Here is a 23,064-nt window from a genome sequence, read left to right on the forward strand (position 1 = left end):
GTTAAGCTTCCTTGCTATCTCGGCAGGTATCCGGTCTGCCTGCCGACGCTTTCCTCGACGTCACTCCACCGGAGCTGTAATCGAGGGAGATTCCGTCAGGTCACTACACCCAGCTGTGCAGCTGACCGATGGAGATGTCGCCACGATTGAGCCGTTCCAGCAAATCGATAATGCCCCTCTGCCGCCCATCTGTGATCTGGGAATTATCCGGGGGCTCGCTAACATCAGGCGCGATCTCAGCGGCCCGCTGTTCAAATTCCGTGACCAGATCGGACACCGGCCTGTTCAGGTCCCGCAGCATCGCATCGGCAAAGTCCACGATCAGATGTAGAAACTTCTGCATGGTTTCATGTTCGAACGACGCCTGATCGTAGGAATGGAAGATGTACAGGCGGCCATCGAGCTTCAGGAACTGAAAGAATATCGAGGCAAGAGACTGCTCGAGAAAATGGATTTTGCGCTGCTCCAACACGGCGTCCATATAGGCTGAGGCGCCATGTTCGCCGGCGATATTCACATTAGCGGTGTCTATGTCGGCACTGTCCAGGATGATGTCGCCGCGCATATCGCAAAACTCCGGATAGCCATCGAGACCGGCGATTTCCATCAGCTGTTTGAATTGCACCTTGGAATTCTGCAAGGCATCCAACAATGTCTTGCGTACGTCGCTCAGGAACTCGATCACGCTCTGATGTTCTTTCAGCTGGAACGGTATGAGGGCGATGTTCGAGAAATCCCCCAGGCACGCAGCGAGCGAAGCCCGATCCCTGTGATTGTGAACGACCTGAAGAACCGGCCTGCGATTGCCGAGGAACCTCTGAAGGATGACGACGATGACGGCAGCGAACAATTGTGTGTAGGAAATTCCGTGCTGCCTGTTCAGATTTGCAATGCTGTCGTTGAGGGACTTGGAAACCGGACTGATGTGATTGGCCGCCAGCTTGCGTGATGATGGCGCGGCTTCGGAGTGCTCCCGATAGGGGAGCCGCATTGCCACATCCACGCCGTCTAGCTTGTCGCGCCAGTATTCCTCTTGCTCCTTGGCGCCAAAGACCGAAGTGTCGTACTGCTGCAGTGCGTAAAGCCAGTATTGCTCCAGTTCGCGCTCCGGATCTGCCTGTGTATCGGATTGTTCCGTGAGCGCCTGATAGATCTCCATCAGTTGCGAGAAAAGCAGACCGGACGTGAATGCGTCTGCATGAGCATGGTGGGCTACCAGACCAAGATAGAAAGTTCCGTCTGTCTCGGTCAGCCACATTTTGATCGGAGTGCTGCCGTCCGCCTCCAGCAGTTGATGGGAGCGTTGACCTTGGATGAACTGATAGAAAGCCTCGGAACCGGGCATGGATATATAATCCAGGGACACGCAAACCAGCTCGGAAATGCATTGCGAATGGACATCGCCAAACTTGCAGTAGCGCGTCCGCAACAGGTCCTGCCGCCTTGCCAGCAGGGTCAATGCATGTTGGAGACGCGGAAGGTCGACATCGACAGCCTGCAAGCGGAAGATATGAAAGACGTTCCAGGCGGTACTCTTCATCTCTTCCGTGATGTACAAATTCCGTTCCTGTTCCTGGGAAATCGGCACCCAAAGGCGACCGGGGATCAGGGAATTGAAGCTGGCGTTCAGGACTTCCTTTGAGGACCATCCCAATTGGTCATCGATATCGACAGTTTGTGGAGCAATCAGCACCACCTTGTCGATATCGCGGAAGATCGCGATGCCGCTGGCAAGCACGTCGGATATGACATACTGCCGTTCCTCTTGATCCAGATCAGATGCCGAAGCCTCCAGGGCAAAGCTGGTGACACCGATGGTGCGCGGCAGACTGCCCAAGCGGCTCTCGAACCAAGGATATTGTATAGAAGGCAGCAGCTGCGATGTTGCTTCCTCTGATTTCTGCAATGCATGCTCTGGCCGGGAGAACGCCTCCAACTCAGTCAGATAATCGAGCAATTCCCCCGGTGTCTCCCTATCGAGCAGGTCCACCAATTGGACATTGGCTTCGGTCTGCTCGTTGATCAGCGACACAAATCGGATACTCATTAACGAGTCGAAACCCATCGCATTCCAGCCCGTATCCAGGCGCAATTCTTGCCAACGATTGCCAGTGATCTTCGCGACCTGTTGCAACAGCCAGTCCCTCGGTCCTTCAACGGTCGGGGAAGCCTGCTCGGTGGAAGCAGCCGCCACGTCAGGGAGCAACCAGCTGCGCGTATCGGTAAACGGATAGCCGGGGAGCGAGAGCGGCACGAGTTCCTCGGCGCGGAAGAAGCCTCTCGCGTCAAATTCGATCCCATGAACGAACCACAGTGCCGCCTGGTCGAAGGGGACTGTCTGCCAATCGGCAGCACCCTTTCGCGCCGCCTGCCGAAATCTCGACCGATCCGATTCATCGAGCGTGATCGTTCGTGCATCGGCCTCACCCCCGCTTGTTGCCGGGGCAATATTGCAAAGGATATTCGGATCCGCTTTTTGCGAAAGAATGCATTCGAGCAACTCCGCGAAATGTGCTTTGTCGCGAGCCAACACGGCATAGCGGTAGCGCTGATGATGGCGCCGCGAGAGCAGGTTGGCCGACAACTGCCTGAGGGAGAGCGGCTTGTCGGCCTTGCCGGTCAAGTACGCGAGAAGATCGTGGCAGCGCTGATACAGAGCTTCAGGCGTGTGCGCCGAGATCGCCATGAGCACCGGTCCCGCCGATCCCTGATCGATCGTAGAAGACAGTGGTGGTAACCAGTCCGAGATCACGAGATGGGTATTGATGCCGGTGGCGCTGTAGGAGCTTACCCCGGCTCGGCGCACTTCGGGTCGCCGCGGCCAAGGCTGTGCTTGGCTATTGATGTAGAAGGGACCCGGCTCCTTCCCCAAGATCGAGTTGTCGGGGTCGACATTTGGAGTTGCGGGGATGACTTCATGATGCAGTGCCAGGATGGTTTTCAGCAGATGAGCCATGCCGGATGCGGCAAAGGAGTGTCCGACATTGTTCTCGACCGTGCCCAGGGCAATGCTCCGCTCCGGGCGCTGATTGAACACTTTCTTCAATCCCTGCAACTCGACCTTATCGCCCAGCGGTGATCCGCTGGCATTGGCCTCGAAGAAATCCAATGAATTGGCGTCTATACCGAACTGCCGGTAGGTCGACGACAGCAACTCGGCCTGCGCCGCCCCGCTGGGTGCCGCGATACCCTGCGTCCGGCCGTTATGATTGCTGCCCCAGGCGTCAATGACGGCATATATGCGATCGTCATCTCGCACCGCCTCCTTCAGAGACTTGAGAACGACCGCAGCGACGGCCTCCCCGGGCAACATGCCGCGCGCCTCGGCGCCGAGACCGTTGACCCGGCTTCCCTTACTTAACAGCCGATAGTAGTGGCTGGTGGAGATCAGATTCCGGGTGGAATACACCATCGCACCACCAGCGATCGCGACGTTGCATTGGCGGAGTTTCAGGCTGTCGCAGGCATGCTTGACCGCCATCAACGAGGAGGCGCAGCCGGCGTCTATGGAAACCGTCGGGCCGTTCAGATTGAGGTGATAGGCAACACGCCCGGGAAGCGTCGACTGCGACACATGCGGCGCTATTCCAAGAACATTTTGTACATGCAGACTATAGTCGCCGCCGCTGCCGGCAAACACGCCCCAATGGGAACCCGCAAGCCTGTCCGGCACCAGGCCTGCATCTTCCACCGCACGCCAGGCTTCCTGCAGGAACAGCCGCTCGCTGGGCTCCATCAGTTGCGCTTCGTTCGGACTTATGTGGAAGAACGCATGGTCGAAACCGTCGATCCGTTCGAACAAGCAGCCATATTCAGGCGCCTCGTCCTCCGGGTTCGGTGCCACGAAACGGTCGGTGGGATAAGGTTGCAGTAGGCTCCTTCCGGCCGACAATTCGCGCCAGAACGCGTCGACGTTTTCCGCACCGGGGAAACGAGCAGACATGCCGATGACGGCAACCTTAAAGCCATCGTCCGGAGTGGTTGACCTGATGGCGGGGCCAGGTTCGGCAATCGAGATTACCGGTGCGAAATCGGCTCCCCCCGAACTGACCCGCTCCTTCGAGATCTTTGCAGGCAGTGCCTCTTGCACATCCCGCTTCAATTTGGCTTGGCGATTCATGGAAGCCAGTATTGGGCCGATGACTTGCTCGCTACCGATGCTGTGATTGCACAGTTCAAAATGATCCTTGCCGTCCGCAATCACGGTTTTTACCTGGGGCATTTTCTCCGTCCAGGTGTCCAGCAATGGGATCATCGAACCGAGGTCCAGTTGCAGCTTATGAAGATAGTTGGGATTATAGACCTCGTCGGACGTGGCCTTGGCGGATTCCGTTCGGAACATCAGGATCTCCACCTCGTCTGGCCGAGACAGAGGCTGCCAGCGATATTCCCGCATGCAGCGCAGGTTATTCCGGTGCGTTTCCGACATGGAGCGCAGCCGCAGGCGCAGGATATCCGGCGACTGCCGGACCCCTCGATGGACGATCCGTTCGACCAGACGATCTTCGATCGTGCCGAGGTCGATGTCTTCGCTATCGGTTGCCGTCAACTCGGGCGTGGTGATGACAAGATCCGCCCATTTCACCTCGCCCGCCTTCTTGCGTTGCCGAAAGGCCGGATCGAGATGAAGCATGGCGATCATCAGGAAATTGGCATTTGTCAGCCAATTCTGCACCTCGTCCAGCGAGAAGATATCCTGATCCTTCTCCCGCGTTATGAGGGGTGTTTCGAGCATGAAGACCGACTTCACATGCTTGCCGGCTTGCTGCAGCACTCTTGCAACTGCGTAAGCGGCCACCCCTCCCATCGATGCGCCCATCAAGTGATAGGGACCGACAGGATCCACTGCCTGGATGATCTCGGCATAATACCGCGCCATCTCTTCCGCATCGTCACAAAGTGGCTTCTTCGTCAGAAAGCCTCTGGCCTTGATCCCGACAATACGGCACTTGGCTCCTACGCCGGTCACCAACTTGCTGAACATCGCGACATCACCGGAGGCGGGGTGGAGGCAAAACAGGATCGGCCCATCTCCCTCGCACTGAAGCGGCACAATTTCCTCGTAAGCTCCCCGCCCATGGCGCAGTACATTTTCCTGCAACTCGGCACTGCTGAGTGGAGATGGCCGCGAGCTGTCCGACAATTTCACATCTGCCGTATTGCTGACACCCCCTGCTCCAAGGCCCTCGACCAAGTGTTTGGCAAGACCGATAATCGAGGGGTGGTCGAAAAGCACCATTTCTTCCAGCTCCAGCTCCAGCCTTTCCGAAAGCTGATTAATGAAGCTCACCATACGGATCGAGTCCACGCCCAGTTCGAAGAACGTAACGTCGTCATCGAGGATCTCCGAAGTCGGATAATGGAGGATCTCCTTTACAGTGTCCTTCAGCCGCCTTGTGATCTCTGCAAGCCCTTCCTGACAAATGGAAACTTCCGACTCTTTCTGCGGGACAGAATGGGGTTGAATCGGCGGGCTTGCTAAGCGATCTTTTTCGCTAACATCTATGACGGCAACAGGATGGCCACTCACCAGCCGATAGATATGCTGGCAGAACTGCATTACGGTCGGATGGTCGAACAGCACGGTTTCTTCCAGACTGAGAGCAAGCTTCTTTGCCATGCCGTCCACGAAATCCACCATGCGAATGGAATCTATGCCCAACTCGAAGAATGTGGCGTTGTCGTCGATCTCGTCCGTCTTCTGGAAATGCAGCAGCTCCCTGACGGCATCCTTGACCTGATGGTCAATCGTTGACCGCGTAACGAGACCCTGCGTCCGTTCGCCTAGCCCCGATGCATGTGGTTCACGCGAGCCTTGATCATGCATGTCCATGGAAATAGCCTCAACTTCGGGCACCATGCCAACGGAAGTTGCTACAGCCGTATCTGGATGGCACGAGGTTTGATGGGGGTTTTCCTGCACGGGAGCGGGGTGCCGCCAGTACTCCCTGTCGTCAAAGGGATAGGCAGGTAGAGCCAGCAGCCTGGGGTGCTCATCAGGCCCCCTGTTTGGGTAGAGATCGAGCCAGTTGACCGCTCCGCCCTTCACCCATTCGCGGACAACGGATTCAAGCCCGGAACGCTCCGGCGAAAAAGCCGCTTCACCGGGATCATCGGAACCGTCAGCGTCGCCGCCGCCGATAAACATGCTCGCAACATCTGCCGAGCGGGCCAAAGCAATGGCTCGAAGCTTGCGCATGAGTTCCTGCCGGCTCGCGACCACAAACCCAGTGCGGATCTTCATCGCCTCACGCCCAACATGCAGGGTGTAGGCGATGTCTTCGATTCCATATTCGAAGTGAGCTGCCAGGTGATCGGACAAATTCCCGGCAATGCATTTCAGTGCATCTGCCGTCCGGGCCGAGAGCGTGATGGCGACGAGCGGTTCGCATGCTGCCTTTCCGTGGTCCGCGTCGCTTGGCGCCTGCTCCACCACCATGGCCGCATAGGTGCCGCCAGCGCCGGCAGCGGTAACAAGGCACTTATGCGGACTGTCGGAACTCGGCCAGGGACGGCTGTCGTTGACCAATTGCAGGCCGCTATCGGCCAATAAATCATGATCCAGGCGCCTCTCATCAATCAGGGTCGGCGCCAGAGCCTGATGCTTCATCTGGGCCACGACCTTGCTCAACTGCGCCATCCCGGCCGCAGCCTCAAGGTGACCGGTGTTTGGCTTGACGCTGCCGATCAAACCAGGCGTCTGCCGGGAGCGAAAGACGTTTTTCAGTGCACCCCATTCGATCGCATCGCCCATGCTCGAGCCATTGGCGGCAGACTCGACATATGAGATATCCTCGACATTATTGCCCGACTTTTCGATGACCTCGCGGATCAACTGCTCCTGCTGGGCAAGACTGGGTGCCGTATAGCCGTGTGTCCGCCCGCTATGGCTTAGAGCGGTCGCGGAAATTATCCCTTCTATTCTGTCGCCATCGGCAATGGCCGCGTCCAACCGTTTCAGGATGATCGCGCCCACCCCTTCGCCGGGGATGAAACCGGTTCCTTCGGCGGCGAAACAATGCACCTGCGCCTCACCACTCAGCATCCCGAGTTTCTGCAAGGCCAGGTAATCGTTAGGATGGAGATAGAGGTTGACGGCCGCGGCAATCGCCAGCTCGCAATCCCCATGCTGCAGGTATTGGCAAGCATGGTGGATCGCCGTGATGGAGGAGGTGCACATCGTGTCAAACGCGATGCTCGGGCCTTTGACATCGAGGAAATACGACACGCGATTGGCCATGCCGGAAAACGAGGTCGAATTGACCTGACCGGCAACGCCCGCTTCGGCGGAGAAATAATTGAAGCCGCTTTTTGTCGCTCCCACGCATACCGCAACTCTCTGGCCGTGCTGCTCCTTCAGGCGCTGGCGAGTGTAGCCACTATTTTCGAGCGCCTCCCAGCACGTCATCAGAACCTGTCGTTCCTGAGGATCGATGGAGTAGGCGTCTATCGGGGCGATTTGAAAAAATGACGGATCGAATTGGGCAAAGCCTTCGAGGAAAGCCCCTTTCTTGTCTTGCAAACCTGCGTGGATGTTTCTTTGCTCTGTTTCACCGTACCAGCGCCGGACGGGGATCTCGCCAATCTGGCTGGCCCCGGCCTGAATTTGCTGCCAGAAGAGATCCAGTGACTGAGCATTCGAATAACGCCCGGCCATGCCGACAATCGCGATCGATTGTTGACGACGTCTGGCCACATCCGTCAGCGCTTCGGATATGGCTTCACCGGACCGATGCGTAAGCGCAGACGAACGATATCCACTTGCCGAAATCGACCTGCCAACCGGCGCTCGATTGACCGACACAAGCTTTTCTGCGGGAGCTTTCCGTATGCGGACCTGCCCGACCAGATATCTAGCCAGCGCCTCCAGCGTCGAATATTCGTAGAACAACGTCCGTGGCAGTTGTCGGAAATCCTCGGCCAGGGCCTTGTTCAGCTTGGCAATCATGACCGAATCCAAACCGAAATCCGGCAGGGCTTTGCGCTCATCGATGTCAGCGACATCCAGTTTGGTCACATCGCTGAGTATCTGCTTCAAATAAGGATAGAGGTCCTTGGCGCTTGACCTCTCCTCACCTGTCCCGAATAGCTCGCCTATGGCCCCCGTTTCAGGCAATGGCGTCTCGTTACCCCCTTGTTCTGGTCGAAGCCGCTCAGACGCACGCAGCGTATTCGCGGCCGCCGCATTACTACCCGTACCCACGAACACTTGAGGTTTCGCCGAGGCGAGAATGCCATGCAGCATCTGCCTGCCCTGTTCATTCGAGATGGAGGCGAGCCCGTGCTGTTGCTCCAGCATGCCCGCAAGTTCAGGATCCAGCGCCATCCCGCCCTCGCTCCACAACGGCCAGTTGATGGATACGCTACGCCCCGAACGTTTTTGGTCGAGCGACAGTCGGTTTCGATAATGGGCGAACTCGTCCATAAACGCGTTCGCCACCGAATAATCCCCTTGGCCCGGATTGCCCAGTACCGCGCTGATCGAGGAAAAGAGGACAAAGAAGTCCAGAGGCTGGTCCCGGGTGGCGTGGTCGAGATTGACCGTTCCCGCGACCTTGGCCGACAGAACCTCCCGAAACTCGATCGGGGATTTGCGCAAGAGATAAGCATCCCGGATGACCCCGGCGCAGTGAATCACACCACTTATGTCGCCATGCATGGCGCGGATATCATCGACACAATTGGCTAGAGCCGGCCCGTCGGAAACGTCAACCTGACGATATTCGATCTGCAGCCCCTGCTTCCTGAGGCTTTCAATTTCCCGACCGCGCTCTGAGCCCGCAATGCTCGAATAATCGCTGCGCGCAAGCAGAAATATCGTCGCGCTGTCATCGATCATGCCGACCCACTTGGCGCAGACCAGGGCCAGTGCTCCCGAACCGCCGGTAATCAGATAGTTCCGCGGACCATCGGATTTTCGCACATTTGAAAACGACGGTGGCTGTGGCGGCAGCGGTAAAGCCCGCCAGGTCCGCACCTGCCGTTTAGGGCGGTAACGTACGACCACGTCTTTCCCATGCTGCATTTCGTCCTGAAGCAAAGCGAGCCAATTCTTTGCCTCGTGCTCCGCGTCTAGCTCGACAAACTGGCCGGACAGTAGCGGGTTCTCTTGCGTCGCCGTCTTCAGCAGAGCTGCGAGACCTGTCCAGGACTCATGCTGATCACCGTATACCACCGCCACCTGCAACAACATGCTCTTGCGCAGACCACTCTTCAGGAGATCCTGTATGTAGATGAACAGGGCAACCGCACCATCTGCAAAGGCACCCTCCCCTGTGTGAGGCAGAAAGCAGTGGGTCACCTCGGAGTTTCTCAGCTCGCCTTCCAGCTTGGCCCGCTGCTCATCATCAAGACCACAGAAAACAATGCGGCGATCCTCGAAGAGACAAGGCATTGAGGAAGACTTGGCGATATCCGTCTCGATCCAAACGGGCTCGAAGAAGTTCGCCACATCATTTACGGGATTTTCTTCTTCACCCGATTGAGGGATGGCAGCGATCGGCGACTGCCCGAAACCAGCCTGCCGCGGGATATAGGCATGCTCAAGCCAGTGTGACCGCCCCCTGAACGGATAGGTCGGCAGGCTGATTTTGGACGGAGGAGCGTCTGCGTACAACTCCGCCCAAGGCATGCTGAAACCATGCAGCCACAAGCGGGCAATGCGATGGTAATCCTGCTCGCCCACCCATTTCTTCAGCAGTTCCTGCATATCCCCCTGCTGGTCGAGGTAGCTGCCCAATGTATCCCGAGCGGCGGTCCTGCCGCTGAGCCAGACAGGACTTTCGCCAACACCGGAACTGAATTCCTCCAGCGCCTTCAGCAGCTCGTCCATGTCGCTGACGACAAAGATCACCCGATGGTCCATAGACTGCCGACCGATCTGCAGCGTGTAGGCAATCGAGGCAAGGTCCGTGGCAGTAAGATCGCTTCCCTTCAGAATGTCGTGCAAGCGTCGGCACATCAAAGGCAATTGTTCCTGCTTGTTAGCAGAAAGTGGCACCAAGTAGCGTGCGATGCTTCCGCCATCCCGAGCGGCGACTTTTTCCTGGCGGAACTCCTGCAAGACCACGTGCACGTTGGATCCACCCGCACCGAAATTGCTGATGCAGGCGGCAACTGGGGGCGCGACTTCCGGTAACCCGGCACCGGCAGGTTGGACGTCCCAATCGCTGAGCACACGCTGGACTTCAAATCCCGCGGTGGAAAAATCTATTGCCTTGTTGGCCTCGTCAGAGGTCAGCGTCGGCGCCCACTGCCTGTGCTTGAACTGCAGCAATATCTTGCTCAGACCCGCGATGAAGGCATTGGATTCCGTATGGCCGATATTTGCCTTGATCGAACCGATCTTTCGAGAACCGCCGTCGCCCAGACTACGAAACGCACGACTGAGAGCACTGACCTCGATGGGATCCCCCAAGGAGGTTCCGGTGCCATGCGCTTCGACATAGGCAATGCTTTGGATGGACAAATCCGCCTCTTGCAGCGCCTGCTGGATTAGCTCGGCTTGTGCAATGGGGTTGGGGACGGTGAAGCCGTTGGTCTTGCCGCCGCTATTGATCCAGGAGGACTTGATGACGGCATAGATGTTGTCTCCGTCCAGCCGTGCCTGCGACAGCGGTTTCAGCAGAACGGCGCCGACTCCCTCGCCCAGCAAAGTGCCATCAGCCCCGTGCCCAAATGGCTGGCAACGCCCGTTGATCGAGAGCATCCCCGTCTGCGTGTACTGTATCAGGCGGCTCGGATGCAGGATGAGGTTCACGCCGCCGACGATGGCGGTGTTGCAATTGCCCGCACGGATTGCCTGGCAAGCGAGGTGAAACGCAGTGCCTGAAGAGGCACAGGCGGCATCAACCGCAATGCTCGGCCCATGCAGGTCGAAGTGATAGGAAACGCGATTGGCGATCTGATAATAGTCGGTATGACGATATTGTTCGGCATGCTGCAGCGCATGCAGATTGGCATACATCGCGTAGTCATTGGAAAGCACGCCGACGAACACGCCGGTCGATCTGTCCAACGTCTGCTTTGTATAGCCGGCATCCTCGAGGAGCCCCCACACCACTTGCAGGAACAGACGCTGCTGTGGGTCCATCAGCTCTGCTTCTTTCGGGGTGATGCCGAAAATTTCCGCGTCAAACCGGTCAATATCGTCAATGTAGCCTGCGTGATCCATGCTCCCGCGCAGCGATGACGAAATCCCCGGGAAGGATCGTTCCATAAGCTGTCGCCGGGCCTCCGGCAATGGAGCGATCCGGCACTCTCCCACTCGCAATATCCGCCAAAGATCATCCATGCTCTCGGCGCCGGGATAGTTTCCGTGCAGACCGATAATCGCAATGTCTTCATCTAGCGCAACATCGTCTCTCGATATTGAGGACGGCACGGTGATGTTCCGTTGCGAATCCGGCGCTTCGGACACCAGGGCGTCAACCGGCAGACCCGAGAGCACGGCGAGACCGTAGTCCCGTTGCAGGCTCTGCACGATGCTGTGCAGAGTGCGATGTTCAAACAAGAAAGTGGGAGACAGGCTGGGAACGATCTTGCTGATCGCGACCGTAATATTGACGATATCGATCGACTCCAGACCATATTTCTCAAGCTCTTCATACTCGGAAATCTGGTCGGGACTGATCGCCAAGGCTTTGGCGAACAAGGTCTTGACCATCAGCACAAGCTCTGTCGGACGGCCTTGGTAGTTGCCGTTCCGCGCATCGGCACTTCGCTCTCGCCCTGCAGCCTTCGCTGCCGGCGTTTTCCTCGAAGAGTCTTCAAGATCGCCGAAGGCAACGCTCGATTGTTCGGCAATTCTTACATAGTCCACGTCGAATTGCGCATCATCCGTCGCCAGCACGAACGGTGCCTTCGGTGCCTCCTTGGCGACCGTCTTCTCTTCCATATAGACCTGATTGTCGAGCAGCAGCTGGAGTGAGCGCCGGTCGTAGACATAACGGCTTATCCCCTTCGAGGTGCCATTGCCGGGTAGGATTTTCGCAGGCGAAAGCTTGTCCAGGAATTGCAGGAAGGGCGTGTTCTTCTTGGAGGAAACGAAGCCGATGTGAAGCTCGTCCAGCCGCGCGTCTTCGGCAATCGCCAGGAGCCGTTGAAGGATCCGATCCTCGACGGCACGCCCGAGCACGCGGCAACTCAAAAGGAAGGACTCGACGAAAAGGCAATTCTCTTCGAGCCGATATGTTACGAGGCCCACGGTTCCGTAGTCGCCGAAACGATCGGTGACTTGGATGACCAGCGGACGCAACCCCTCGCTCTCTGAAAGAGAGGCAATTTCGGATTGATCCCTGCGGATCGTCGTATTGTTGAACTGATTGGTGCGCAACGTCATTTGTGACGCCCGGTCCACCAGATCGGCCGTCAGCGGGTTGATCGCAACCTCTAGACCCAGCCCCTCCAGGAACTCCCTGAACGATACCGCCGATTTCTTGAATTGCTCCCGCTGGGACTGCTCCCTGTACATCTGCGTTCGGGAGCTATCCTCGCTCGTATGGGTCAGCTGATCGAACGCCCACAACAATCGCGCCCAGCGCGAGAAGCGAAGATTGCTCTCGGTCAGGCAGATCGTGACAACGTCCGGGCAGCCGGCGCGCACTTCCGCGCACTCCATCGGATTGTCGTCAAAAAACACAAAGCTGTTCAGGCCAAGATTGAGCTCGTCTGCCAATGCCTGGATGTTTTCCGACTTCGGCTGCCAGTTGATCTTCGAAGCAGCAATGTCTTCCCGTCTCAGCACCATGCCCGGATGCTGGTCGAATACCTTCCAGACATCCTCCTCTCTGTTCTTGCTGCACAGGCAGAGGATGTAGCCCTTCTCCAGCAAGCCTTTCATCGACCGCTGGAATTCCGAAAATTCGTAATCGATAATCAGATTATTGACGTCGTCCTCCTCACCGCAAACCCCCTTCCACAGGGTATTGTCGCAGTCGAGAACGACAACTTTGTAAGGTTTCTGTATCTTCGCATTCAGCGTCCTGACGCAGAGCAGCGCTAGGAACCGATAATAGTCCTGAACAAAGGGAATATGCGCGATCCGGTCCCGCGATGCGTCGCCAATCAGATGGCTATCGATGTCATAGACGGCATGATGGTCGCGAGCGATCACCGTGGTCAGATTTGGAGTATCCTTATCGAGCGCCAGCAGCTGCGCCTGTATTTCCTCGATAAGGGCGGCGCCGCGACGATCCTCCGGATCGAGGCCGGGCTCCGGGCAAACCACCAGCAATTGCCAGGCGCGGCTTCGCCGGCAAAACTCACCGAGCGCGGTCGCAAATTCCCCTGCGACTTGCCGGATAAAATCTTCTGCCTTGGAGAGATTAAGGCCAGCCGGACCCCAGTAGTCTTTGCGCTCATGGACCCAATCGCCGATACGCATGAAAACGATATTGACGGTGCCAGCATCCGTATTCAGCAGGCTGACGGGGTTAAGCAGATCAGGCATGATCTGGCTGTAGCCGGTCTGTTGAACCACGTAGTCACGAGGCAAGAAGTCCAGCCACTCCTTGAATTCCTCGACAATGGGATCCAGGGTAAAGCTTCCGGTTAACATGATAGCCGGCGCGGTGCTCTTGGCTTTGCCCGTGCCAAACTCCGTTATCAGCTTCGTACGATCCGTCGTCGTCACCAGCGCATTGACGACCTGCATGGCAACATCGTCGGGAGAAATGGCATTGAAGATCCGGGCGGGAGTGTTGCTCATTTCCGTGAGCAGGTTTGCCGGCCTGGCAATGAGGGTTCTGATGGACGGATGGTCCTCGGCAAGTTTCGCAAGCATTGCCTCGACCTGCTGCTTCAGCTCGACATAATGAGAAAAACCCTTGGGCTTGCTGTCGACCATGGTCGACGAGATGGCAGCACACACTCCGCTGCTTGATTCAAGCAGATCGGAAAACGTCGCGATCGGAGCCTCTGCCATCGCGCGATTGTAAGCGACGTATTCGGCTCGACGGGAAGCGGTGGACTCCTCCTCTTCCGTGCGCAAGGGGGGCTGGCAGGCATTGCAAACGAGAATGTCCAGCCGCCCATGCTTCTCCAGCAGTTCGGCCTTCAGACCGTTACACCAATCAGTATTGCTGGCATCTCCCTGGCACAGAGTTACCGGCAAGCCATTGCCTTCAAGGTCCTCCGCAATTGCCCGAGCCTGTGCTTCGCTACTCAGGAAATTCAGGTAGACATGGCAGCCAAGTGCTGCAAGGCTCTTGACCATGGAGGCACCAAGACCGCGCGCACCACCAGTGACAAGCGCGACCTTGCCGGCCAGAAGCCCCCGTTCTCCGCTGGGTATCTTAGCAAGGTAATTGGCAACGGGCCTGTCATCAAACTCTTTTCGGACAAAGGATGTCAGCTGGCCGTGTGCAACAACGGACTGCGCCGAGTACACGCTGAGCTCGGTTTCCAGCAATCCGTATCCTGGATTGTAGAATTGCGTCTTATGGGCATAAGCCAAGTCACCGTTGGTCCCGCGCCCCTCGAACGTCAGCTGCATGGATGAGAATAGCGCTCTTTTCCCGGGGAGCTTCATCCCCACAAGGAAGCTGCAAAGCGAAACCACCTCCAGGGCCGCCCTTCCGAAAATCCGATATGCAATCGGATAATGGTCTTGCAGGCCTTTCGGCGAATAGGTCCCACTAAGCTCAATGCCCGCGAGTAAAGCATCTTCCGCATAGTCGCAGGCTTCGCGCGGTGTTTCATCGCTTTCGCTTTCAGGCGGCATCATGACCTCGGCAAGCTCAAACGCGGCAGATTGCGTCAGCAGCCCCCATGACATACTCAACTGCATGAGCACGGTCGCACCATCCCGCAAGGAGACGATGCAGCTATCTTTACCGTCCCGGTCCAGCTCATAGGTATATTTCTGGTCACAGAAAATCGGGTTCTTGAAGCTAACCGATAGTTCCCTGACGCGCACGGGTTCAGAAATTCCGGTTTTCTCCAAAGCCGCCAAGACCGCAATCGCGCCATGGACGATGCACCCTCCAAAAGGCGAATGTCTGGCGTAGTTTCGATCCATGTGCAGAGGGTTAAAATCCTTGCTAAGACCCGCAAACGCAGAAACATCAGAGTTCGTAAATGTATGAACACGGGCGACAGAGTTTGCATTTTCTCCGAAGAATGATGTTGTCGTCATGAAATGATCTTTCATCAATGACCAGCGTCTATATCAGCGCACTGATGCGCCTGATTCATCGCGAATCTTATCCAAGCTCACATTCGCGATCAGAAACATCCGCTTGCGGCTTCTATTCCGAAGTGGCGCAGCTCGCGCTACCTCAATGCAGTCAGCCCCAAGAAGGTTTAGAGCCACAAATTTGTAGGTTCATTTTTGCCGCTTTAATATCGTCTAGCATCTGGGAAAATTTCTAGAGCATGACAGCGTTGGCATTAGACGGGCGTTGATGGTGTAGACGCCCGCGACGACCCCAGTGTGTGGCAAAGTGGGATTGTTTAAACCGCCGGAGCGAACTCAAAACTGGATAAAACTTGGGGGCAAGGTCAGCTCCACTAGATAGCGCAATGGTGCCATCTAGTAAAAATGCCATTCCGATAATTGACGCACCTTGCCGACGCGGCTGAGAGCCTCTGTCTCTCCGGCGGGACCATTCTTGGGTACGTTTCACAGCGAGCAAATACTCGCCATTTAGCGATGTACTCGGATCAATGCTCTCTGCCAGCCGCTCCAAAATAATAGACAAAGACTATTGTCATAAAAATGAAATAGGTATTTCCTATAATTCTGCTCACCGTAGCCCTTCTTAAAGGGATCTCCCAAGCACGAGAGCAGGGCCGGAAAGATCGCGAACCCACGGCAGGGTGCGCGCAATTCAACAAGAGGGAAAGATCATGACAGCAAGATCTATATTGTTGGCTGCTGGCGTTGTGGCGGCAGCGGCGCTGCCGGCGATGGCGGCGGCTAATGTCGTCACCATCTACAGCGCGGACGGACTTCATGACGGAACGCCGAGCTGGTTTGGCAACGAGTTCGACGCCTTCACGAAGGCGACCGGCATCAAGGTGCAATATGTCGAAGGCGGCTCGAGCGGCGTTGTCGATCGCTTGGCGAAGGAAAAGTCCAACACGCAGGCGGATGTTCTCGTGACCCTCCCGCCCTTCGTGCAAAAGGCAGCTGCCGACGGCCTGCTTCAGGCCTATACGCCAGCCGGCGCCGACAAAATCGATGCTCGCGACAAGGATCCGAAGGGCTTCTACGTCGCGCTCGTCAATAACTATCCCAATTTCATCTACAATGCCTCGATCCTGAAGACCGCTCCCACGGCCTATAGCGATCTGCTCGATCCGAAATTCAAGCAGAAAGTCCAGTATTCGACACCCGGCCAGGCCGGCGACGGCACGGCGCTCATGCTGCAGGCGTTCCACGCTTTTGGCGGCAAGGACGATGGCCTTGCCTATTTGAAGAAGCTTCAGGTGAACAATCTCGGCCCTTCGGCCTCGACCGGCAAGCTCACGGCGCTCGTCAACAAGGGCGAACTCTATGTTGCCAACGGCGATCTCCAGATGAACCTGGCGCAACAGGCTGACAATCCGAACATCAAGATATTCTTCCCGACCGGTCCGGACGGCAAGAAGACGGCATTCTCCCTTCCTTATTATATCGCGCTGGTCGCCGGCGCCCCGGACAGCGATAATGGCAAAAAACTGATCGACTTCCTGCTGACGGCGGAAGCCCAGAAGGACGTAAGCGCTGTCGCGCAAGGCCTGCCGGTGCGTACCGATATCCATCCAACCGACGAGAATTTCGCCAAGCTCCATGCCATCATGGAAGGCGTGGAGATCTGGTCGCCGGATTGGACCAAGGTTCTGACCGATCTGAAGCAGGACATCGCCGACTATAAGCAAGCGGTATCGGGGAGCTGATATGTCCGCGACCACGGTATTGACAGGAAAGAAGGGTGCAGCCACCACGGCTGCACCCGAGACACAAGGCGGCAGTCGGATCGGTTTCGAGAACGTATCGGTTGCCTATGGCGGCCTCGTGGTGCTCGATTCCCTGACCTTGACCGTCAATCCGGGCGAAATAGTCGCGTTGATCGGTCCCTCGGGATCGGGCAAAACGACGGCTTTGAGGACGGTCGCCGGTTTTGTGCGCCCGTCCACCGGACGCATCACCATCGGCGACCGCGACGTCACACATCTGGCGCCCTATGACCGCAATATCGGCATGGTGGTCCAGAACTACGCCCTATTCCCTCATTTGCGCGTGGAGGAGAACGTGGCGTTCGGGCTTCGTGCCCGCCGCGTGCCGGAGGACATCATTCGGTCGCGCGTGCCTGAATCCCTGGCCATGGTCGGCATGGCGGCCTACGCCAAGCGCTACCCGCGCGAGCTGTCCGGCGGCCAGCAGCAACGCGTCGCCATTGCCCGGGCGATTGCGATCCGGCCGCAGGTGTTGCTTCTCGACGAGCCCCTTTCGGCGCTCGACGCACAGATCCGCCGTTCGATGGTCGACGAGATCGCCAAGCTGCATCGCGATCTGCCGGCGCTGACCGTTCTCTATGTGACACACGATCAGTCCGAGGCGCTGACGCTCGCCAACCACATCGGCATCATGCGCGACGGCAAGCTCAGGGCCTTCGGCGACACGCAGTCGCTGTTTCGCCACCCCCCGAACCGCTTCGCTGCCGAATTTCTGGGACGAGCCAATCTGCTTCCGGTGAGTGGGTTGAAAACGATTGACAGCAATCGGGCGCGGGTCGGGTTCGGCAATGCTGCATTGTCGGCACAAAATCATCATGGCGTGCCCCAGGGCAGTGATTGCCTGCTCTGCGTTCGTCCGCACGATTTCAAGCTTCGACGAACTCACGACGATTCAAATTCGCTGACGGGCATCGTACGCAGCGTCCAGTGGCAGGGCGACGTGCACAACATTACCTTCGACGCCGGCGGTCACGAATTGCGGATGACCTCCATGCCAATGAGCGAACCTCCCCAGCCCGGCGCCTCGATCGAAGTGCATTTTTCCGCCGCTGACGTGACGCTCGTGCCGGAGGACAGCAGACATGGCTGATCTCGCTGCCACGGTGCCCGCGCCCAAAATGAAATGGGGTCGGTTCTGGATCGCACCGCCGCTATTGATACTGGCGTTGCTGTTCCTCTATCCCCTAGGACTGATCGTGCGCCAATCCCTTGGCGACGGCGATGTTCTGTCATCGGCCGCCTTCGCCGAGGTGCTCGGTTCGCACGAGTTTCGTGACGGGCTCCTTCACACCATCGTCATCGCCATCGGCGCCACGGCCGGTTGCCTTCTCCTCGGCTTCGTCTTCTCGCTCGTAATCGCCTTCGTTCCGTTTCCCGGCGCGAAATTGGCGAGCCGGCTGATCGATACCTTCGTCGCCCTGCCGACCTTCCTCGTCACGCTCGCCTTCACCTTCATCTACGGATCGGCGGGGCTTCTCAATGAATCGCTGATGAGGCTGACGCATACCGATCTGCCGCCGCTTGATTTTCTTTATTCGCAATGGGGTGTCATCCTTGCGGAAGCGACGGTCTATACGCCTTTCGTCATGCGCCCGCTCCTGGCGTCGTTCTCGCTGATCGATCAGGCACAAATCGAAGTGGCGAGCAGTCTCGGCGCAAGGCCCTGGCGCATCGTCCGGCAGATCATTTTACCCGCAGCACTTCCGGCACTCGTCGCCGGGGGCAGCCTTTGTCTGCTCCTGACGGTCAACGAGTTCGGCATCGTGCTCTTCATCGGCGCCAAGGGCGTGATCACCCTGCCGCTGCTGATCTATGGGAAAGCCATCCAGGAATTCGATTATACGACCGCCTGCGTCATCGCCGTCGTCAATATCGTTCTCTCGCTGGGTCTTTATAGTCTCTATCGCGTCGCAATAGCGCATTTGGGAGCTGGCCGTGCTGGTGTGGTCTAAAACAGGGCGATTTGCCGTCTGGGCGGTGGCTGTACCGCTGTTCCTGGTCATCTACGGCCTTCCGGTCGCCGTGATCGCGCTTGCAAGCATCAGCGGCCAGTGGAACGATATACTGCCCAGCCATCTTACGCTGGCGCACTATGCAAATGCTTTCAGGAGCGATTCTTTCACAAACCTGAAATCCAGCATCTGGACCGGCATCATCGCGAGCGCCGCGGCGCTGGTGAGCGGTACATGGGCGGCACTTGCCTTGCGCGAACTTAAGCCGCTGCCGAAGCGATTGCTGGATCTGTTCTTCTTCATTCCGAGTGCGGTACCGTCCGTGTCGGTCGGACTGGGGATGCTTGTTGCCTTCAGTCATCGGCCTTTGCTGCTGAACGGCACATGGCTGATCGTGCTGATCGCGCATTTCGTGCTGATATCCGCATTTACCTACGGCAATGTGACGGCGGGTCTGTCGCGCCTGCCGAATGATTGCGAGCAGATCGCCGAAAGCCTCGGCGCGCGGCCCTTTTATAAGCTTCGCCGGGTTACCCTGCCACTCCTCATGCCCTATCTGGTTGCCGCCTTCAGCCTTAGTTTCGCGATGTCGATGGGCGAGCTTGGCGCAACGGTGATGGTCTATCCGCCAGGCTGGGTGACGCTGCCAGTCAATATCTTTGCGCTCTCCGATCGCGGAGCGATCTTCGATGCAGCGACACTGACGATGATCCTCGGTGCGGCGACATTGATCGTGCTTCTCGCGCTGTCGCGACTGTCGACAAAGGCGATGTTGCGCTGAGACAAGACGCTGATGATCCAGGGCTATGGCAAAGCCCTGGACACGGATTGTTTGCTTAGGCTAAGCGGCTCATCTAAGAGGTGTGTTGCGGCGAAGCGAACGATGGAGAATATCGAGCATGGCGTCCCCGACCCTTTCTCAAATGAGAGCCGTTGACGCTCTTGCGCGAACGGGCAAGTTTTCCCGGGCCGCCGAAGCCCTGGGAATCAGTCAGCCGTCGGTTTCCACGCAAATCCAGTCGTTCGAGGAGCTTTGCGGGACGCGCGTCTTTATTCGCGACGGACATACCATTCATGTCGCCCCGGCAGCCGTCGATCTCATCGCCAAGATCAAGATTGCGCTAAAATGCGTCGACGAGGTCGAAATGGCCATAACGGACAAGACGGCCCTGAAGAGCGGGCTTCTTTCGGTTGGCTTCAGTGCACACCGCCTTATCATGCCGACGCTGACAGCGTTCGTGCGCAAATATCCCGGGCTGCGCCTGACGACGCATGGCGGGCCATCGCTGGAACTGGCGGACGCGGTTTTGTCGGGCGAACTGGACGTCGCCACGATTTCCCAGGCCGTACCGGACAAGCGGTTTGCATCGTTCAAACTGTTTGACTCGCGTGTCGCCATTTATGGCCGCAAAGATCACCCGCTTTTGAAGAAGGGGCAGTTGAAGCTCACGGATCTGGATGGACAGGATATGGTCCTCTGGAATCGCGCTTCCGGAACCCGGACGGTGATCGAGGAAGCGGCCAATAAATACGGTGTAGAATTGAAACCGGTTCTGGAAGTCGCAACCCTCGACGTTGCTTACGCTGCGGCAGCGGCGGGGATAGGCCTTGCCATTTCCATCGAGGGCGAGGTTCGCGCCGACGAACATATCGACGTAGCACCGCTTGTCGAGCCTGAGTTGGCAATCGGACATTATCTGATCGCCTTACCGGAGTGCCGTAACCATTCCACCGTCAATGCCTTCTTCGAGGTGGCGAAGGAATCCGGTTCTTCGGCAGATGGTCCAATCCCGAGATAGGCTACCTGCAAATTTATAGTTTTTGCCTATAAATTTAAAATATTCATATCATTGTAATATATAATGAGCTATGGTCACCCCATAGCGCAATCGACTGCGGCCGATTTACTTGTCGTCCCCGACAGTGATCGCGGCGGATGGTTTTCTGCAGCGAGATGTGGCCGGACGAGAATGCCTGTGCCGCAAGTTGTAAGGATTTAAAATATGACGGTTGAGTATGATTTAGCGGTCGTCGGTGCGGGCATTGTCGGCCTCGGTGTCGCATTGGCGGCGTCTCGGCAGGGTAAGAAAGTCGTCGTTATCGAGCGCAACGCCAAGGCGGTCGGTGCCTCCATTCGCAATTTCGGCTTCATCACCGTGAGTGGCCAAAAGGCTGGCGATCACTGGGCGCGCGCCATGCGAAGCCGGGATATTTGGGCAGAGGTGGTCGAGGAGGCGGGTATTGCCGTTCACCATCGCGGAACGCTGCTGCCGGCAAGGCGCGACGAGGCGGCCGAAGTTCTGGAGGCTTTCCTGAAGGGGCCGATGGCTGCAGGCTGCCGGATGATCAGCAAGAAAGAGGCGGCAGACATCGTTCCCGCGCTGCGGCTTTCCGAGGTCAGATCGGTCCTTTACAGCCCGCACGAGCTGCGGGTCGAATCCATGGATGCGCTGCCGAAACTCGCTCTTTGGCTTGCCGCGAAACACAACGTCGAATTCCGTTGGAACACGGCGGTGCGCGCCATCGAAGGATCGCGCATCGAAACCAGCCGCGGCATCGTCCATGCCGGCGCCACCATCGTCTGCCCCGGCGACGATTTCTCGGCACTCTATCCGGAACGGATCGCCCCGCATGCCCTCTCCGTCTGCACCCTGCAGATGCTGCGTGTCGCGCCTGCCACGCCGACCCCCTTCGGCGCTGCCGTCATGTCGGATATGAGCCTTGCCCGTTATGAAGGCTTCGCCGTGCTGCCGGAAGCCGAAGCTTTGGCAAAGCGGCTGGACGCCGAGGAGGCCGAAAGCCGCGCCGCCGGCATTCATCTGATTGCCGTGCAATCCGGCGATGGTTCGCTGGTCGTCGGTGACAGCCATGTCTATGGCGACGCTCAGGCGCCCTTCGCGGAAATACGCCTCGACGATCTTATCCTCGCCGAATTCGACCGGGTGTTCGATCTGCCGGGCCGGCAGGTGATCAACCGCTGGATCGGCACCTACGCCTCTTCCAAGGAGCACACCGTCCTCGTGGATCGGCCGGCGGAGAACGTCAGGATCGTAATGGTGACGGGCGGAACGGGTGCATCGACGGGCTTTGCCCTTGGCGAACAAGTTATTGGCGATCTCTTCGGATCGCATTCAGTTTTTCAGGAGATTTCACAATGAGCGGCTTGAAGGCAGTTGTGTTCGATTGGGCGGGCACGGTTATCGACTTTGGATCCTTCGCCCCGATGGGCGTGTTCGTCGAGGTGTTCGACCGGTTCGGCATCGAGGTGACGATTGCCGAGGCCCGTCAGCCGATGGGACGGCCGAAATGGGATCATATCGATGCCATGCTCAAGCAGCCGCGCATTCATGATGCCTGGACGTCCCGCCATGGCAAGACGCCGACATCGGCGGATGTCGACGCGATCTACAAGGTCTTCGTGCCAATGAACGAAGAGATCGTCCATAAATTTGCCGACCTCGTGCCCGGAACGCCGGAAATGGCCAGGGCACTGCGCGCACGCGGCTTGAAGATTGGCTCTACGACCGGATACACCCGCTCGATCATAGAGCGGCTCCTGCCGCTGGCGAAGGCGCAAGGATATGAAGCCGACAACCTCGTCTGCGCCGGCGACATGCCAGAGGGCCGGCCGACGCCGATGAACATGTACAAATGCTTTCTCGATCTTAACGTTTGGCCCGCGCATGCGGTCGTCAAGGTCGACGACACCGATGTTGGCATCGATGAAGGGGTCGCCGCCGGCTGCTGGACGGTCGGCGTCGCACTCAGCGGCAATGAAGCCGGCATGACGCAACAGGAGATCGCAGCACTTGCCCCGGACGCACTCGACCGCGTCCGCCAACGCGCCGCAGGCGTGCTGCGCGCACGCGGCGCGCACTACATCATCGATACCGTCGCGGATTTGCTGCCGGTGATTGACGATATCGAGTCCAGGCTCGTTGCGGGTCAACGGCCTTAAAAACGGCGGTTGAAAGATAATTCCTGAAGGTAGTTGGCGAATACTACGAACCAAATTCTGCCTAAACATCGCAGGATCATTCCATCGCCGCGAGTATTGGTTCTGTCGCAAATCGTGCCTTTGGTCACAATGGGAGCATTTCCCCGACGAAAACCGTAAACCGTGCCCTTGATAGGATTCTAACTGTCGATATGCAAGCCAGGCGACCAATTT

8 protein-coding genes are annotated in these 23,064 nt (G+C 57.6%); 7 read left to right on the forward strand and 1 reads right to left on the reverse strand.

The window, feature by feature from the left end; genetic code table 11:
• Window positions 1-103: 103 nt before the first annotated feature.
• A complete protein-coding gene (locus tag AC1RO0_RS28865) occupies window positions 104-15,136 on the reverse strand; it encodes an SDR family NAD(P)-dependent oxidoreductase (RefSeq protein ID WP_498595979.1) in 15,033 nt (5,010 codons plus the stop codon).
• A gap of 713 nt (window positions 15,137-15,849) precedes the next feature.
• On the opposite strand from AC1RO0_RS28865, the gene AC1RO0_RS28870 reads away from it, so the two are divergent.
• From AC1RO0_RS28870 to phnX, 7 genes are all read left to right on the forward strand, one after another.
• The gene (locus AC1RO0_RS28870) at window positions 15,850-16,881 is read left to right on the forward strand and encodes a 2-aminoethylphosphonate ABC transporter substrate-binding protein (protein ID WP_498595980.1); all 1,032 of its coding nucleotides are present in this window, start codon (window positions 15,850-15,852) and stop codon (window positions 16,879-16,881) included.
• A gap of 1 nt (window position 16,882) precedes the next feature.
• On the forward strand, window positions 16,883-18,031 hold the full coding sequence (locus AC1RO0_RS28875) for an ABC transporter ATP-binding protein (protein ID WP_498595981.1): 1,149 nt from the start codon (window positions 16,883-16,885) through the stop codon (window positions 18,029-18,031).
• Window positions 18,024-18,893 (forward strand): 2-aminoethylphosphonate ABC transporter permease subunit, encoded by an 870-nt coding sequence (locus AC1RO0_RS28880; RefSeq protein ID WP_498595982.1) that lies wholly within the window; start codon window positions 18,024-18,026, stop codon window positions 18,891-18,893. The genes AC1RO0_RS28875 and AC1RO0_RS28880 overlap by 8 nt, the downstream gene beginning before the upstream one ends.
• The gene (locus tag AC1RO0_RS28885) at window positions 18,877-19,674 is read left to right on the forward strand and encodes an ABC transporter permease subunit (protein WP_183687257.1); all 798 of its coding nucleotides are present in this window, start codon (window positions 18,877-18,879) and stop codon (window positions 19,672-19,674) included. Before AC1RO0_RS28880 ends, AC1RO0_RS28885 begins: the two co-directional genes overlap by 17 nt.
• Before the next feature lie 118 nt (window positions 19,675-19,792).
• Window positions 19,793-20,692: a LysR family transcriptional regulator gene (locus AC1RO0_RS28890; RefSeq protein WP_183687259.1), complete on the forward strand. Its 900-nt coding sequence runs from the start codon at window positions 19,793-19,795 to the stop codon at window positions 20,690-20,692.
• Between the two features lie 204 nt (window positions 20,693-20,896).
• A complete protein-coding gene (locus tag AC1RO0_RS28895) occupies window positions 20,897-22,051 on the forward strand; it encodes a TIGR03364 family FAD-dependent oxidoreductase (protein ID WP_498595983.1) in 1,155 nt (384 codons plus the stop codon).
• Window positions 22,048-22,851, forward strand: a complete 804-nt coding sequence (gene phnX / locus AC1RO0_RS28900; RefSeq protein ID WP_498595984.1) for a phosphonoacetaldehyde hydrolase — start codon at window positions 22,048-22,050, stop codon at window positions 22,849-22,851. Before AC1RO0_RS28895 ends, phnX begins: the two co-directional genes overlap by 4 nt.
• Window positions 22,852-23,064 lie beyond the last annotated feature (213 nt).

Source organism: Rhizobium sp. GW821-FHT14E12, assembly GCF_058803745.1.

Bases quoted from the DNA above. Each gene is read 5' to 3' on its own strand.
- AC1RO0_RS28870 (WP_498595980.1), top strand. From the start codon at position 15,850: ATGACAGCAAGATCTATATTGTTGGCTGCTGGCGTTGTGGCGGCAGCG.
- AC1RO0_RS28880 (WP_498595982.1), top strand. From the start codon at position 18,024: ATGGCTGATCTCGCTGCCACGGTGCCCGCGCCCAAAATGAAATGGGGT.
- AC1RO0_RS28890 (WP_183687259.1), top strand. From the start codon at position 19,793: ATGGCGTCCCCGACCCTTTCTCAAATGAGAGCCGTTGACGCTCTTGCG.
- phnX (WP_498595984.1), top strand. From the start codon at position 22,048: ATGAGCGGCTTGAAGGCAGTTGTGTTCGATTGGGCGGGCACGGTTATC.
- AC1RO0_RS28875 (WP_498595981.1), top strand. From the start codon at position 16,883: ATGTCCGCGACCACGGTATTGACAGGAAAGAAGGGTGCAGCCACCACG.
- AC1RO0_RS28895 (WP_498595983.1), top strand. From the start codon at position 20,897: ATGACGGTTGAGTATGATTTAGCGGTCGTCGGTGCGGGCATTGTCGGC.
- AC1RO0_RS28865 (WP_498595979.1), bottom strand. From the start codon at position 15,136: ATGACGACAACATCATTCTTCGGAGAAAATGCAAACTCTGTCGCCCGT.